At 72.2% G+C, this 15610-nt stretch carries 9 protein-coding genes; 2 read left to right on the top strand and 7 right to left on the bottom strand.

The genetic code is table 11. The features are described from left to right. Positions 1 to 343 precede the first annotated feature (343 nt). From QQS16_RS28935 to nsdA, 4 genes are all read right to left on the bottom strand, one after another. Entirely contained in the window at positions 344 to 2791 is a 2448-nt protein-coding gene (locus QQS16_RS28935; protein WP_286064974.1) for a [protein-PII] uridylyltransferase, read from the bottom strand. 26 nt (positions 2792 to 2817) lie between these two features. Then, positions 2818 to 3156: a P-II family nitrogen regulator gene (locus QQS16_RS28930; RefSeq protein ID WP_235474567.1), complete on the bottom strand. Its 339-nt coding sequence runs from the start codon at positions 3154 to 3156 to the stop codon at positions 2818 to 2820. Continuing rightward, positions 3153 to 4496: an ammonium transporter gene (locus QQS16_RS28925; RefSeq protein ID WP_286064973.1), complete on the bottom strand. Its 1344-nt coding sequence runs from the start codon at positions 4494 to 4496 to the stop codon at positions 3153 to 3155. Before QQS16_RS28925 ends, QQS16_RS28930 begins: the two co-directional genes overlap by 4 nt. A 325-nt stretch (positions 4497 to 4821) precedes the next feature. Beyond that, a complete protein-coding gene (gene nsdA / locus QQS16_RS28920; protein WP_286064971.1) occupies positions 4822 to 6315 on the bottom strand; it encodes a transcriptional repressor NsdA in 1494 nt (497 codons plus the stop codon). 433 nt (positions 6316 to 6748) lie between these two features. Here nsdA and QQS16_RS28915 point away from each other — a divergent pair, with 433 nt between their 5' ends. Then, complete coding sequence (locus tag QQS16_RS28915; protein WP_286064970.1) at positions 6749 to 7411, top strand: bifunctional DNA primase/polymerase; 663 nt, start codon at positions 6749 to 6751, stop codon at positions 7409 to 7411. 221 nt (positions 7412 to 7632) lie between these two features. Here QQS16_RS28915 and ftsY read toward each other — a convergent pair whose 3' ends face one another. Next, a complete protein-coding gene (gene ftsY, locus QQS16_RS28910) occupies positions 7633 to 8835 on the bottom strand; it encodes a signal recognition particle-docking protein FtsY (RefSeq protein ID WP_286064969.1) in 1203 nt (400 codons plus the stop codon). A gap of 148 nt (positions 8836 to 8983) precedes the next feature. On the opposite strand from ftsY, the gene QQS16_RS28905 reads away from it, so the two are divergent. Next, positions 8984 to 9955 carry an LLM class flavin-dependent oxidoreductase gene (locus QQS16_RS28905; protein ID WP_286064968.1) on the top strand — a complete coding sequence of 324 codons (972 nt, stop codon included), beginning with the start codon at positions 8984 to 8986 and terminating at the stop codon, positions 9953 to 9955. 213 nt (positions 9956 to 10168) lie between these two features. Here the strand turns inward: QQS16_RS28905 and QQS16_RS28900 are convergent, their stop codons facing one another. Together QQS16_RS28900 and QQS16_RS28895 are read right to left on the bottom strand one after the other, a co-directional pair. Continuing rightward, on the bottom strand, positions 10169 to 11587 hold the full coding sequence (locus QQS16_RS28900) for a sugar porter family MFS transporter (RefSeq protein ID WP_286064967.1): 1419 nt from the start codon (positions 11585 to 11587) through the stop codon (positions 10169 to 10171). Between the two features lie 187 nt (positions 11588 to 11774). Further along, a complete protein-coding gene (locus QQS16_RS28895; RefSeq protein WP_286064965.1) occupies positions 11775 to 15518 on the bottom strand; it encodes an SMC hinge domain-related protein in 3744 nt (1247 codons plus the stop codon). Positions 15519 to 15610 lie beyond the last annotated feature (92 nt).

Genomic DNA, 15610 nt, shown 5'->3' with positions numbered 1-15610 from the left:
CGCCGGGCGAGGCGGTCGCCACACCGGAACGAAGCCGACCGGAGCGGCGGACCTCAGACGGCGGACCACAGACCGCAGACCACAGACCGCAGACCGCAGACCGCAGACCGCAGACCGCAGACCGCAGACCGCAGACCGCAGACCGCAGCAGGATCGGCCTAAGCCGAAGCAGAGCAGCCGAGTTCGGATTCGGAATCCGGAGCCCGGTCGGCCGAAAACCGAAGCGCCACCAGCCGGAGCCCCGGAGCCCGGTCGGCCGGAGACCGAACCACGATCACCCGGAGCCCGGTCCCGCCCCGGTGGCACGCCCGGAGCCCGGCCCCGCCCCGGTGGCACGCCCGGGTCAGCCCCGCAACGTCTCCTCCAGCTTGCGCGCCACCGCGGACGCCTCGTCCCCCGGCAGCGGCGCCCCCGCGGGGCCGGTCACGTAGAAGGCGTCCACGGCGTTGGCGCCCAGCGTCGACACGTGCATGCTCCGCACCCGCAGTTTCGCCTCGTCCAGCGCCCGTCCGATCCGGTGCAGCAGGCCGGGCGCGTCATGGGCGCGGACCTCGATCACCGTCGCCAGCCGTGAGGCGGCCGGGGCGACCGTCACCCGCGCAGGGGGCGCCACGACGCCCCGGCGGCGCGGATAGGCGGCGTCCCGCTCGGCGAGCCGGCCGGCGATGTCCAGGGACCCGTCCAGCGCACGTACGAGGTCGGCGCGCAGCCGGGCGGCCTGCGGCAGGGAGCCGTACTCGGCCGCGACCCGCCAGTTCAGCAGCAGGACGGAGCCCTCGACGCCGTCCGGCAGGTCCAGGGCGCGCAGTTCGGCCGTGCGGACGGTGAGGCGGTGCATGGCGAGGACGCCGGCCACCGCGGGCAGCACGCCCGCCTGGTCCGGTACGGCGATGAGGAGTTCCACGCCGAGCGGCTCCGGGTCGCCGGACGGCTGCTCCTCCGTCGGCGGCTCGGTCTGCGCGCGCAGCGACAGCACGGGGCTGCCGGTCGCGACCGCCTCGATGGCGAGCCGCTCCTGCTCGGCGGTGGGCGCGACGGACCCGGGGTCCTCCGGGACGTCCCCGGCCAGCACGGCGTCGACCCGCTTGACCAGGTCGGCGACGAGCGAGCCGCGCCAGGACGACCAGGCGGCCGGGCCGGTGGCCAGCGCGTCCGCCTCGGTGAGCGCGTGCAGCAGCTCCAGCGTGCTCTGCGAGCCGACGGCCTCGGCGACCGAACGCACGGTGGCCGGGTCCTCCAGATCGCGCCGGGTGGCCGTGTCGATGAGCAGCAGGTGATGGCGGACCAGGGTGGAGAGGACGGCCACGTCGGCGCGGTCGAAGCCGATGCGGGCGGCCACGTCCTTGGCGATGATCTCGCCGGCCACCGAGTGGTCGCCGGGCCAGCCCTTGCCGATGTCGTGCAGCAGCGCGGCGACCAGGAGCAGGTCGGGACGGTGGACGCGCCGGGTGAACTCGGAGGCGCGCACGGCGGTCTCGATCAGGTGCCGGTCGACGGTCCACACGTGCACGGCGTTGCGCTGCGGGCGGCAGCGCACCCGCTCCCAGTCGGGCAGCAGGCGCGTGATCAGCCCCTCGGCCTCCAGCGCCTCCCACACGTCGATGGTGGGCTGGCCGGAGCCGAGCAGGGTGACGAGCTGTTCGCGTGCCTCGGCGGGCCAGGGCGTGGGCAGCGGGCGCACCGCGGTCGCCATGCGCCGTACCGCGTGCAGGGAGAGGGGCAGCCCGGCCTGCGCGGCGGCGGCCGCGGCCCGCAGCGGGAGCACGGGGTCGCGCTCGGGGCGTGCGGCGCGGGCGAGCACGACCTCGCCGTCCTGTTCCACCACCCCTTCCGCCAGGGGGGAGCGTTCGGCGACCGGCTTTCCGCCCCCGAGCATGGCGCGCAGCCGCGGTCGCACCGCGCGCGACTTGAGCACGCGCCCCACTTCGCGCCAGGTGACATCACTGGCGTACGAGATGACCCGCGCCGCCTCGTAGACCTGCCGCAGCAGTGTGTCTGCGTCGAGCAGGCCGAGTTCGGCCGCGACCTGGTCCTGTTCCTGGAGCGCGAGCCGGTCGGTCGCGCGGCCCGTGGTCAGATGCAGGGCGTCACGGACGTCGAGGAGTCGGCGCCGGGCGTCGTCGAGGCCCTCGCGCGGGGCGTCGGCCAGCCAGGAGGCGGCGACGGCGCGCAGGGCGGTGGCGTCGCGCAGACCGCCGCGGGCCTCCTTGAGGTCCGGTTCCAGCAGGTACTGCAGTTCTCCCTGGCGCTCGGCGCGCTCCGCGCACAGTTCCTGGAGTTCGGGGAGACGTTTCGGCGCCTGGTTGCGCCAGTCGGCCAGGACCGCCGTACGCAGTCCCGCCGTCAGACCCAGGTCGCCCGCGAGGTGACGGGCGTCCAGCAGGCCCAGCTGCACCTTCAGGTCCTCGCCCGCGGTCTTGCGGGCCTCGGCGGGTGTGCGCACCGAGTGGTCGAGGGCGAGGCCGAGGTCCCAGACCGGGTACCAGATGCGGTCGGCCAGGGCGGCGACCCCGTCGGCGTCGCTGCCGTCGTGCAGCAGGAGCAGGTCAAGGTCGCTGCGCGGGGACAGCTCGCCGCGGCCGTAACCGCCGACCGCGATCAGGGAGACCCCGCGCAGTCCCTCGGCGCCCGCGGCGAACAGCCCCGTCAGCCAGTCGTCCGTCAGTTCGGACAGGGCCGCACGGCGCGGCGGCCCGGACTGCGCGCCCTCCGTGAGGAGGCGCAGCCGGGCCGCCGCATAGCCGCTGGGTCCCGAGTCCTCTGCATCCTTGCGCACGTCCGTACTCGTCACCCAGCGACTCCTGTTCTGTTCTGCGGTCAGAGCGCGTCCGGACCGCGTTCCCCGGTACGGACCCGTACGGCCGTGTCCACCGGCAGGGACCAGACCTTGCCGTCACCGATCTTGCCGGTGCGGGCCGCCTTGACGATGACGTCGATGAGACCCTCGGCGTCGTCGTCCTCGGCCAGTACCTCGATGCGGATCTTCGGGACCAGGTCGACGGTGTACTCGGCACCACGGTAGACCTCGGTGTGGCCCCGCTGACGACCGTAGCCGCTCGCCTCGGTGACCGTCAGGCCGTGAACCCCGAAGGCCTGGAGGGCTTCCTTGATCTCGTCGAGCCGGTGGGGCTTCACGACGGCCGTGATGAGCTTCATGCGTCCACCTTCTTGCTCGCCGTGCCGGCGACCGGGGCCGGGGCGGCGGTCCGGGCGGCACCGCCGCCGGCGCCGCTGAAGTCGTATGCGGTCTCGGCGTGCTCGGCCTGGTCGACGCCGGCCACCTCGACGTCCTCGGAGACCCGCATGCCGATGGTCCTGTCGAGGAGGAAGGCGAGGACGGCGGAGACCACCAGCGAGTAGGCGAGCACCGCGAAGACACCGGCGCACTGCTTCCAGAACTGGGTCATGCCGCCGCCGTAGAAGAGGCCCTCGACCTCGGACTGGCCGTGGCCGCTGGCGAGGAGGCCGACCAGCAGGGAGCCGACGACACCGCCCACCAGGTGGACGCCGACGACGTCGAGCGAGTCGTCGTAGCCGAGCTTGTACTTCAGGCCGACGGCCATGGCGCACAGGACACCGGCGATGGCGCCGACGGCGATCGCGCCGAGCGGGGACACCGCACCGCCCGAGGGGGTGATGGCGACCAGACCGGCGACCGCGCCGGAGGCGGCGCCCAGGGTGGTGAAGGCACCGTGGCGGATCTTCTCGTAGATCAGCCAGGCCAGCATGGCGGCGGCGGTGGCGACCTGCGTGTTGACGAACATCAGCGCGCCGACGCCGTCGTCGTTGCCGAGCCAGGAGCCGGCGTTGAAGCCGAACCAGCCGAACCACAGCAGACCGGCGCCGAGCATGACCAGCGGCAGGCTGTGCGGACGCATCGGGTCCTTCTTGAACCCGACGCGCTTGCCGATGACGAGGATCACGCCGAGGGCCGCGGCACCGGCGTTGATGTGCACCGCCGTACCACCGGCGAAGTCGATGACGCCCAGCTCGAAGGCCCAGCCGCCGGCGCCCCACACCCAGTGCGCGACCGGGAAGTAGACGACCGTGGCCCACAGGGCGACGAACAGCGCCCACGCGGTGAACTTCACGCGGTCGGCGAGCGCACCGCTGATCAGGGCGGGCGTGATGATGGCGAACATCATCTGGAAGACCAGGAAGACGAAGATCGGGATGGTGTAACCGTCCCACAGCTCCGTCAGGCCGATGTTGCTGAGGCCGACCCAGTCGGAGTTCCAGCCGATGATGCTGCCGGAGTCCGTACCGAAGGCCATGGAGAAGCCGTAGAGCACCCACAGGATGGTGACGATCCCGATGCTGATGAAACTCATCATCAGCATGTTCAGTGTGCTCTTGACCCGGACCATGCCTCCGTAGAAGAAGGCCAGACCCGGGGTCATGATCAGCACCAGGGCGGAACAGATAAGCATGAAGCCTGTGTTGGCGGACGACAGTGTCGGTGCGTCCGCCGCAAGCGTGATGGCGGCTGATGCCATCGGCGTCTCCTCGTCAATTGGTACGGCCCCGTGCGGGCGAAGCCTGAGCGGTATGAGGGGTGGGCCGGTTATGCGCCATGAGATTGACGCAGCGCGGTTTCGATGGAAGCCCCTCGTTGTTTCGCCGCCGTGACGAAGGCGCCCCGCGTGTTACGCGTAGATGAACTGGCGGATATCGGCCGAGTCGATCGTTATCGTGGCGCAACCTTCGGCGGGGGGAAGCGGGCCGGCCGCGGTCGGCCTTCCGGTGACCTGGCACGGGGGAGCCGAGTCGGGCAGTTCGGGAAGGCCGGCCGCGGCCGGGGTTTGGGACCGGGCCGCGCCGTCAGACCGCCTCGGCGGTCTCGGGCAGCTCGATGGCGAGCTGGTCGGTGAGGTCCACGACCTCGGCGAGATCACCGAAATCGCGTACGGCCGTGTCGACCGTCTTTCGGATACGAGTGTTGACGCGTTCGGAGCGGACCTTCTTGGCGATGTGCATCGCCCGTGTGGCCAGCACGGCGCTCTGCTCGGGCTCCCGCTGGAGCAGATGCACGGTCGCCATGCCGATGAGGTTCAGTGCGTACGACCGCTGGTGCTCGTCGTCGTCCGCGAAGAGCTCCACGGCACGCTGCATCAGGGGCTCGGCGAGGGAGGCGTACGTGGGGCTGCGGCCGGCCACGTAGGCGAGGTCGCGGTAGGAGTGGGAGTTCTCCCCGTACAGCTCGGCCTCCGAGAAGAAGCGGATCCAGTCGGGGTCCGGCTCGTCCCACTCGTCGGCGTCGGCGAAGGTGTCCTCGGCCATCCGGACCGCCCTCTTGCACTTCCCCGGCTGCCCCATGTTGGCGTAGGCGCGGGCCTCCATCGCATACAGCATGGACTGGGTGCGCGGGCCGGCGCAGTCCCGGCTGCCGTACTGCGCGAGGTGGATCAGTTCGAGGGCGTCCTCGGGCCGCGCGAGGTGGATCATCTGGCGGCTCATGCTGGAGAGGATGTACGAGCCGAGCGGCTTGTCGCCCGCCTCCTTGGCCGCGTGCAGGGCGAGCACGAAGTACTTCTGCGCGGTGGGCTGAAGGCCGACGTCGTACGACATCCAGCCCGCCAGCTCCGCCAGCTCGGCGGCGACCTTGAACAGCTTCTTGGTGGTGGCCTCGGGCTGGGGTTCCTGGAGGAGGTCGGTCACCTCGTGCAGCTGGCCGACGACCGCCTTGCGCCGCAGGCCGCCGCCGCACTGGGCGTCCCACTGGCGGAACATCATCGTGGTCGACTCCAGGAGGTCCAGCTCAGGCCTGGACAGCCGGCCGCGGCGGGCCGAGGAGGCCGCCGGCTCGGGCTCGCGGCGCGGGGCCGGCGGCGCGGGCACCAGCCAGCGCTGCATGGGTTCGATGAGGGACGGGCCCGCGGAGAGGACGAGCGAGGATCCGAGGAAGCCGCGCCGCGCCAGCATCAGGTCGCTGCGCGAGAACTCGCTGAGCAGGGCCACGGTCTGCGGGCCCGTCCAGGGCAGGTCGACGCCGGTCGCGGAGGGCGACTGGCGGGCGGTGCGCAGCCCGAGATCCTCGACGGAGACGACACAGCCGAACCGCTCGGAGAACAGCTCGGACAGGATCCTGGGAATGGGTTCGCGGGGGTTCTCGCCGTCCAGCCAGCGGCGGACCCGCGAGGTGTCGGTGGAGATGTGGTTGGCACCCAACTGGCGGGCCCGGCGGTTGACTTGACGCGCCAGCTCACCCTTGGACCAGCCGCTGCGCACGAACCAGGAGGTGAGCAGCTCGTTGGGGCGCCTGTCCGCGTGCGCTGCGCTCGCCGCGTTCGTCCCGCTACCGCCGTTGCCGCTCACTGGAACGCCCCCATCCCTGAGACCACTTGTCACTGAGTGCGCCAAGCCTTATCAGAATGCCGGTAAATAGAGCCTCCCGTCCGGCGGTTGTCATCCTTCGAACGGGGAGCCGAGTTGCCTCCGGCATACCCACGAGCGCATGTGCCCCCAGGGCTCGTGCACTCAACGTAATCCCACGATCACGCGTCCAGCCACGGCGGTCCCGGAAACGCCACCATTCGCCACCCCTTCGAATGAACTATCGGTGACCTCCCCACGATTCACTTGACAGAGGGCGACCGGGAATGGACGAAGCGATGCACTTGGGGGCGCGCACTGTCCGGCGCACCACCTGGAGCGCCCCCGAGCGCCGAAAGTGCCCGCACGCGACCACGGAGCGTCGCGGTACGCGTTCGTCGCGTAACTACGGCAGGTCGGACCCGTTGGAGGGGGTATGGGCTTCACGATCGGCGGTATCCGGGAGATCCGCTCCGGTTCACGTCGGCGCGGCCGCTCGTCGGAGTGCACCGCCGTCGCCGAGTTCACCGGGCTCTGGGGCTGGGACGTCGTCCCGGGCGCGCGGGCCGCGGCAGGTGCCTGCTCGTGCGGGCGCGCCGACTGCGCCGCCCCCGGCGCCCACCCCCTCGACTTCGCGCCGCAGGTCCCGGCCGGGGCCACGCTCGACGAGGTGACCCGGGCCTGGTCGGAGTTCCCCGGTGCCGCGGTGATGCTGCCGGTCGGCCGGGCGTTCGACGTGATCGAGGTGGCCGAGCCCGCCGGGCGCCGCGCCCTGGTCCGGCTGGAGCGCATGGGCCTGCCCCTCGGCCCGGTGGCCGCGACCCCTCAGGGCCGCGCCCACTTCCTCGTCTCCCCCGGCGCCGCCGCCGAGCTCCCCCAGCTGCTCTACCGCATGGGCTGGGACGACCCGACCTCCCTGGACCTGCGCGGCCTCGGCCGCGGCACCCACATCACGGCCCCGCCCTCCGACCGCGGCGGCCTGGGCCCGGTGCGCTGGCTGCGCCCGCCGGCCCTGGACACGGCGACCAAGCCGCCGGCGGCCGGACTGCTGCTGGGGACGCTGGCGTACGTGGCCCACCGGTCCCGCGCGGAGTCGTAGTCGCGGTCCCGCGCGGAGCCCTGCTCCCGATCCCGCGCGGAGCCTGGTCGCAGCCACAGCCACAGCCACGGTTACGGCCACAGCCCGACGTGACCAAGCACCCCTCCCAACGGGCTGACACGACGAAGCGGTCGCCATGTACCACCCCTCCGCGACGAAGCGCCCGTCCCCACCACCTTCGGGACGGGCGCTTCTCGCGGCTGCCGGACGCGGTAAGTACGTCACTCGCCGATCAGGGCGTCGACGAACGCCTCCGGCTCGAACGGCGCCAGGTCGTCCGCGCCCTCGCCGAGACCGACCAGCTTGACCGGCACACCCAGCTCCCGCTGGACGGCGACCACGATGCCGCCCTTGGCCGTGCCGTCCAGCTTGGTCAGCACGATGCCGGTGATGTCGACGACCTCGGCGAACACCCGGGCCTGGACCAGGCCGTTCTGTCCGGTGGTCGCGTCGAGGACGAGCAGCACCTCGTCGAGCGGCGCGTGCTTCTCGACGACCCGCTTCACCTTGCCCAGCTCGTCCATCAGGCCGGTCTTGGTGTGCAACCGCCCCGCGGTGTCGATGAGCACGACGTCCGCGCCCATCTCCTTGCCCTCCTTCACCGCGTCGAACGCGACGGAGGCCGGGTCACCGCCCTCGGGCCCGCGCACGGTGTGCGCGCCGACTCGCTCACCCCAGGTCTGCAGCTGGTCGGCGGCGGCGGCCCGGAAGGTGTCGGCGGCACCGAGGACGACACTGCGCCCGTCGGCCACGAGGACGCGTGCGAGCTTGCCGGTGGTGGTGGTCTTGCCGGTGCCGTTGACGCCGACGACCATCACGATGCCGGGTTTGCCGGTCTCCGGCTCGGTCCGGACCGTCCGGTCGAGGTCGGCGCCGACCAGCTTGAGCAGTTCCTCGCGCAACAGGGCGCGCAGTTCCTCGGGGGTGCGGGTGCCGAGCACCCGCACCCGCTCGCGCAGCCCCTCGACCAGTTCCTGGGTGGGCAGCACGCCGACGTCGGCGGTGAGGAGGATCTCCTCGATCTCCTCCCAGGTGTCCTCGTCGAGGTGCTCGCGCGCCAGCAGGGTGAGCAGCCCCTTGCCGAGCGCGTTCTGCGACCGGGAGAGCCGGGCACGGAGGCGGACGAGACGCCCGGCCGTCGGCTCGGGGATCTCGATCTCGGGGGCTGGTACGGCAGGGGGCTCCTCGACGACGACCGGGGCCGAGCCGTCCGGGAGATCCACCTCCTCAATGGTCCGGCGCGGTTCGTCGCGCGGCGTCTCGGCCTCGTCGCCGACGTGCGGCTCGGCCGGAGGGGCGGTGATGTCGGGCGCGGCGGGGGGCGGCGGGGGCAGCGGCTTCCGGCGCCGGCTGCCCACGATGAGCCCGCCGAGCGCACCGAGCACGACCACGGCGATGACTACAGCAAGGATGACGATTTCCATAACCCGTCCAGTATGCGTGACCTCTCCCCGCCGGGTCCGTCGCCGGCGCCCGGCGAACGGGGGCACGCCGTACCCCTGGTTACCTGACGCACCGTCAGCTAATCTGCTCCGGCACCGGCACCCCACCCACCCGGCGAAGGGGGCTCCCATGCCCGTCACGGTCGTCCGTTTCAACCTGGTCGAGCCCGGTGCCACGCCCGCCTCGCTGAGCGCCCGCTACCGGGCCGCGCTGGCGATGGCCGCGTACGCCGACGAGCACGGGATCACCACCGTCCAGACCGAGGAGCACCACGGTGTGGACAACAACTGGCTGCCCTCGCCGTTCGCCTTCGCGGGCGCGGTGTTCGGGGCCACACGCCGGATCTCCGTGACGGTCTCGGCGGTGATCGGCCCGCTGCACGACCCGCTGCGCCTGGCCGAGGACATCGCCGTCCTGGACCTGCTGAGCGGCGGGCGGCTGATCACGGTCGCCGGCATCGGGTACCGGCCCGAGGAGTACGCGCTGTTCGACGTGGAGTGGCAGCGGCGCGGCAGGATCCAGGACGAGGTCCTGGAGACGCTCCTGAAGGCCTGGACCGGCGAGGAGTTCACATACCGGGGCCGTACGGTACGGGTCACCCCGCGTCCCTGCTCCGACCCGCACCCCCTGCTGCTGGTCGGCGGCTCCTCGAAGGCCGCCGCCCGCCGGGCCGCCCGGCTCGGCCTGCCGTTCTTCCCGAGCGCGCATCTGCCGGAGCTGGAGGCGTACTACAAGGAGCGGCTCGTCGAGTACGGCACGGAGGGCTGGACGATGATGCCGGCCGCCGAGACCCCTCTGCTGCACCTCGCCGAGGACCCGGACGAGGCGTGGCGCCGTTACGGTTCCTGCTTCCTGCACGAGGCGCGGACGTACGCCTCCTGGCAGTCCGGCGACATCCGCTCGGCGGTACGGTCGGCGGCCACCACGGTGGACGAGCTGCGCGAGGAGGGCGTGTACCGGATCGTCACGCCCGCCGAGTGCTTGGAGCTGGGCCTGGACAACCTGGTCCTGCACCCGCTGGCGGGCGGGATGCCGGTGGAGGAGGGGTGGCGCGGTCTGCGGCTGTTCGCGGAGCGGGTGCTGCCGGAGCTGGCGGGCTGACGCCCCGGGGAGACGCCGGGGTGCCGGTGCCGCCGCGGGACATCGGGATGCCGGGCGCCCGGCGGGCCGACGGCGTCGTCATCCGGAGCGGCCCACCAGGACCGCCGCCCCCGGCTCGGGCAGTGGCCGAGCCGGGGGCGGCGGAGGTACGAGGAGAGGGGCGGCGGGGACCTGGCCCTTCTCCCCGAGTCGCGGGGTGCCTCGGGATGAGGCTCAGCCCATCTCCTCCAGGGACTTGCCCTTCGTCTCCTTGACGTACTTGAGGACGAACGGGATGGAGAGCGCGGCGAAGGCCGTGTAGATCACGTAGGTCGCGGAGAGGTTCCAGTCGGCCAGCGACGGGAAGCTCGCGGTGATGGCCCAGTTGGCGATCCACTGCGCGGCGGCGGCCACACCCAGGGCGGCGGCGCGGAGCCGGTTCGGGAACATCTCGCCGAGGAAGACCCAGACCACCACACCCCAGGACAGGGCGAAGAAGAGGACGAACACGTGGGCGGCGATCAGGGCGATCCAGCCCTGGGTGGCCGGCAGCTTGCCGTCGACCAGGTCGAAGGAGAACGCCCAGGCCTCCAGCGCGAGGCCGATCACCATGCCGACCGAACCGATGAGGGCCAGCGGCCGGCGGCCGACGCGGTCCACGAAGATCATGGCGATCACGGTGCCGACGATGTTGATGATCGACGTCGTGAAGGAGTAGAAGAACGAGTCCGTCGGGTCGACGCCGACCGACTGCCACAGCGTCGAGGAGTAGTAGAACGCCACGTTGATGCCGACGAACTGCTGGAAGACCGACAGGCCGATGCCGATCCACACGATCGGCTTGAAGAAGAAGGAGCCGCCGAGCAGGTCCTTGAAGGTGGACTTGTGCTCGCTCCTCATCGCGTGCTCGATCTCGGCGACGCGTGCGTCCAGGTCGATCTCCTTGCCCTCGACCTCTTCGAGGATCTCGCGGGCCCGCTCGTGCTTGCCCACGGAGATCAGGAAGCGGGGGGACTCGGGGATCGCGAAGGAGAGCAGACCGTAGAGGACGGCCGGGATCACCATGACGCCCAGCATGACCTGCCAGGCCTCCAGACCCATGAGCTCGCCGCGCTGGTCGCCGCCGGCGGCGTTCAGCAGGCCCCAGTTGACCAGCTGGGAGATGGCGATGCCGACGACGATCGCGGCCTGCTGGAAGGAGCCGAGCCGGCCGCGGTAGGCCGGCGGGGCGACCTCGGCGATGTAGGCGGGGCCGATCACGGAGGCCATGCCGATGGCGAAGCCGCCGACCACGCGCCAGAAGGCCAGGTCGTACAGCGCGAAGGGAAGCGCCGAGCCGACGGCGCTGACGGTGAAGAGGACGGCGGCGATCTGCATGCAGCGGATCCGGCCGATGCGGTCGGCGATGCGGCCGGCGGTCGCCGCGCCGATGGCGCAGCCGATCAGGGCGATGGCGATGACCTGCGCCAGGGCCGCCGATCCGACGTCGTAACGGTCGCGGATGGCTTCGACGGCGCCGTTGATCACGGAGCTGTCGTAGCCGAAGAGGAAACCGCCCATCGCGGCCGCCGCCGCGATGAATATGACGTGCCCGAGATGATCGGGGTGAGCCGAAGCGGCTCCTGACTTGGGTGCCTGCGCTGTGCTGGTCACGTGTACTCCTCGGGCCACCGGCAACGCTGCCGGCGGGGGATCGGCCCTTCGAGGTAGGTGGTACCTGAAGGTAAAAGCGACATTGCCGAGACTAAGACTTCAACTTTCGAAGTCAAGAGGCGGCACCTGTGACCTATACCCCCGAACGTGGCAGTGTTGCGTTCAAGTCTTGAAGAATTGGAGGAGGTCAGCGCAGTCGCTGCGAAATGACCTTCGACACACCGTCGCCTTGCATGGAGACGCCGTACAACGCGTCGGCGACCTCCATCGTCCGCTTCTGGTGCGTGATCACGATCAGCTGCGAGGCCTCCTGGAGCTCCTGCATGATCCGGATCAGCCGCTGGAGGTTGGTGTCGTCGAGCGCCGCCTCGACCTCGTCCATGACGTAGAACGGGCTGGGCCGCGCCTTGAAGATCGACACCAGGAGCGCCACGGCGGTCAGCGAGCGCTCACCGCCCGACAGCAGGGACAGCCGCTTGACCTTCTTGCCCGGCGGCCGGGCCTCGACGTCCACGCCCGTGGTGAGCATGTTGTCGGGGTCGGTCAGCACGAGCCGTCCGTCGCCGCCCGGGAACAGCCGGCTGAACACGCCCTCGAACTCACGGGCCGTGTCCCGGTAGGCCTCGGCGAAGACCTGCTCGACGCGCTCGTCGACCTCCTTGACCACCTGGAGCAGGTCGGCGCGGGTCTTCTTCAGGTCCTCCAGCTGCTCGCTGAGGAACTGGTGGCGTTCCTCCAGCGCCGCGAACTCCTCCAGGGCCAGCGGATTCACCTTGCCGAGCTGCTGGTACGCCCGCTCGGCGGCCTTCAGCCGCCTCTCCTGCTCGGCCCGGTGGAACTGCTTGGGCTGGTTGCGCGGGTGCTCCGGATCCTCCGGCAGTTCCTCGCCGTCGGCGGGGGGCGAGGGCGGCACCAGCTGGTGCGGACCGTACTCGGCCACGAGCCCCTCCGGTTCCACACCGAGTTCCTCCAGCGCCCTGGTCTCCAGCTGCTCGATCCGCAGCCGTTTCTCGGCGCCGAGTACCTCGCCCCGGTGCACTGAATCCGTCAACTTGTCGAGTTCGGCCTTGAGATCGCGCCCTGCGGTGCGGGCGGCGGCCAGTTCCTGCTCACGGCGGGCCTTGGCGGCGTCGGCGGCGGTGCGCTCCTCGTCGGCCCGGGCGAGGGAGACCTCGACGTGCGCGAGCAGCTGCCGGGCGCCCAGGGCGACGGCCTCCGCGACGGCCGCCTCGTGCCTGAGCCGTGCCCGCCGCTCCTCGGCACGCGCGCGTGCCTCGCGTTCCGCGCGGGCGGCCCGGTCGAGCGAGTCGGCCCGTCCGGCGAGCCCCTTGACCCGTTCCTCGTGCGTACGGACCTGGAGGCGGGCCTCCATCTCGGTCTGCCGGGCGTTGGCCCCGTCGGCGGCGAGCCGGTCCCGTACCGAGGTGTCGGGCTCCTCCTCGACCGGCATCTCCTCGGCGACGGCCAGCCGCTCCGCGAGTTCCTCGACGTCCTGGAGGGCCTTGTCGAGCGCGTCCTGTGCCCGCGCGGCGGCGGCGACGGACCGCTCGGCCTCCCCGGCGGCACCCCGCGCCTGTCCGGACAGCCGCCCCAGCTGCTGGGCCACCGCGGACTTCTCCCGGTCGGCGGCCCGGCGCCGCTCCCCCAGCTCCTCGACCCGCGCCGCACACTCCGTGCGCCGCTCGACGGCCGCGTGCTGCGCCTGGGCCAACTCCTCGCACCGCACGGCCAGTTCCTCCAGCTCGGCGGCCGCCTCGTCCACGGAGGCCTGCACTTCGAGGAGGCTGGGCGCCCCGGCGGACCCGCCCTGCGCGAAGTGCGCGCCCAGCAGATCGCCCTCGGCGGTGACGGCGGTGAGATCGGGCCGCGCGTAGACGAGGTCCTCGGCGTCCTCAAGAGTGCTGACGACGACGATCCCGCGCAGCAGCCGTCGTACGGCGGGCATCAGGTCGGAGGGGGCGCGGACCAGGTCGGCGGCGAAGGGAGGCCCGTCGCGACGCGGCTCCGAGACGGCGCCGGCCACGGCGGATGCGGCACCCCCCGGGGTCGCCGCGGACCCGGCGACCGCGAGATCGCCGACGGCGCCGGGAGTCGCCCCGGCCCCCGCCCACGGGGTGCCGCCGTCGGCCCCGGTGTCCGTCGACCGCGTGTCCTGGACGCTGCCCGCCCCGGCCTGTTCCGGCGCTCCCGCCAGCGCGTCCGTGGCCTCCGGCGCTCCCGCCAGCAGCAGTGCCGCCCGCCCCGCGTCCTGCTTGCGCAGGAGCCGGATGGCGTCGGCGGCGGCGGCCGGGGTGGTGACCGCGAGGGCGTCGGCGGCGGCACCGAAGGCGGCGGCCAGGGCGACCTCGTGGCCCGGGGTGACGGTCAGCAGCCCGGCGGCCGGGCCGAGCAGACCGCTGAGACGATCCTTCGCCGCGAGCAGCGCGCCCGTACCGTCCTTGCGGCGCAGGCCCAGTGCCAGGGTCTCGTGGCGGGCCTGGGTCGCGGCCCGTCTCCGCTCCGCCGCGGTCACCGCCTCCCGGGCCGCGCTGAGCGCGGCCTCCGCGTCGGCCAGTTGCCGCTTCGCCGTCTCGTGCCGCTCGCCGAGTTCCGCGTCGCCCGCGTCGAGGCCGTCGACCTCGGCCTTCAGCGCCTCGTACTCCTCCTGCGCGGTGACGGCCCGCTCCTGGGCCTCGTCCCGGGCGGCGGACAGGCGGTCGATCTCGGCCTGGGCGGAGGCCGCTCGTGAGCGGGCCGCGTTGACCTGCCCGTTCAGCCGGGCGAGGCCCTCACGGCGGTCCGCGATGGCGCGGGCGACGTCCTTCAGCCGCCGTTCCTCGTGGGCCAGTTCGCGTTCCAGGTCGGCGCGGTGGGCGACCGTGTCCTCCAGGGCGCGCTCGGCCGCCTCCAGGGCCGCTTCGAGCTCGGCCTCCTGCTCCCGGATCCGGGCGGCCTCGCGCTCCATGTCCTCGGGGTCGCGCCCACGCCGTTCCTCGGGGGGCGCGGAGGTGGCGCTCTTCACCCGGGCGTCGGCCAGCGAGATCGTGCCGCGCACCCGCTCGGCGAGCTGGGAGAGCTCGTACCAGGTCTGCTGGGCCCGCTGGAGGCGGGGCGTGAGCTGCCGCACCTCGTCCTCCAGGAGTCCCTCGCGCTGGAGCGCCTTCCTCAGCTCCAGCTCGGCGGCTTCCTTGCGCTCCTTGAGGGCGGCCTCGTCCGCGACCTCGGCCCGCAGCGCCTCCCGCAGCCGGACGAGATCGTCGGCGAGGAGGCGGAGGCGGGCGTCGCGCAGGTCGGCCTGGATGACGGCGGCCCGGCGCGCGACCGCGGCCTGCCGGCCCAGCGGCTTGAGCTGCCGGCGCAGCTCGTCGGTCAGGTCCTGCACGCGCGCGAGGTTGGCCCGCATCGCGTCCAGCTTCTTGAGCGCCTTCTCCTTGCGCTTGCGGTGCTTGAGGACGCCCGCGGCCTCCTCGATGAAGGCGCGCCGGCCCATGGGGTCGGCGTGCAGGACGGAGTCGAGCTGGCCCTGGCCGACGATGACGTGCATCTCGCGGCCGATGCCGGAGTCGGAGAGGAGTTCCTGGATGTCGAGGAGACGGCAGGTGTCACCGTTGATCTGGTACTCGCTGCCGCCGTTGCGGAACATGATCCGCGTGATGGTGACCTCGGCGTACTCGATGGGCAGGGCCCCGTCGGAGTTGTCGATGGTCAGGGACACCTCGGCGCGGCCCAGCGGCGGGCGGCCGGTGGTGCCGGCGAAGATGACGTCCTCCATCTTGCCGCCACGCAGCGACTTCGCGCCCTGCTCGCCCATCACCCAGCTGAGCGCGTCCACCACGTTGGACTTGCCCGAACCGTTCGGTCCGACGACACAGGTGATCCCCGGTTCGAACCGAAGAGTGGTCGCGGAGGCGAACGATTTGAACCCTCGGAGGGTCAGGGCCTTGAGGTGCACGCCGCCGGACTCTACCTTCCGGCGATGTCTCACTCCATGAACCCACGGTTTCACCCCTGAACGTGCAGGGCACACCAGACGTTAAAGAGAGT

The organism is Streptomyces sp. ALI-76-A (assembly GCF_030287445.1).
GTDB lineage: Bacteria > Actinomycetota > Actinomycetes > Streptomycetales > Streptomycetaceae > Streptomyces.
This window is presented reverse-complemented; position numbering and strand designations above follow the sequence as displayed.

Excerpts from the sequence above, each read along its gene's own strand:
- QQS16_RS28930 (WP_235474567.1), bottom strand. The coding sequence starts at position 3,156 with ATGAAGCTCATCACGGCCGTCGTGAAGCCCCACCGGCTCGACGAGATC.
- QQS16_RS28925 (WP_286064973.1), bottom strand. The coding sequence starts at position 4,496 with ATGGCATCAGCCGCCATCACGCTTGCGGCGGACGCACCGACACTGTCG.
- QQS16_RS28915 (WP_286064970.1), top strand. The coding sequence starts at position 6,749 with ATGGGCTTCACGATCGGCGGTATCCGGGAGATCCGCTCCGGTTCACGT.
- ftsY (WP_286064969.1), bottom strand. The coding sequence starts at position 8,835 with ATGGAAATCGTCATCCTTGCTGTAGTCATCGCCGTGGTCGTGCTCGGT.
- QQS16_RS28905 (WP_286064968.1), top strand. The coding sequence starts at position 8,984 with ATGCCCGTCACGGTCGTCCGTTTCAACCTGGTCGAGCCCGGTGCCACG.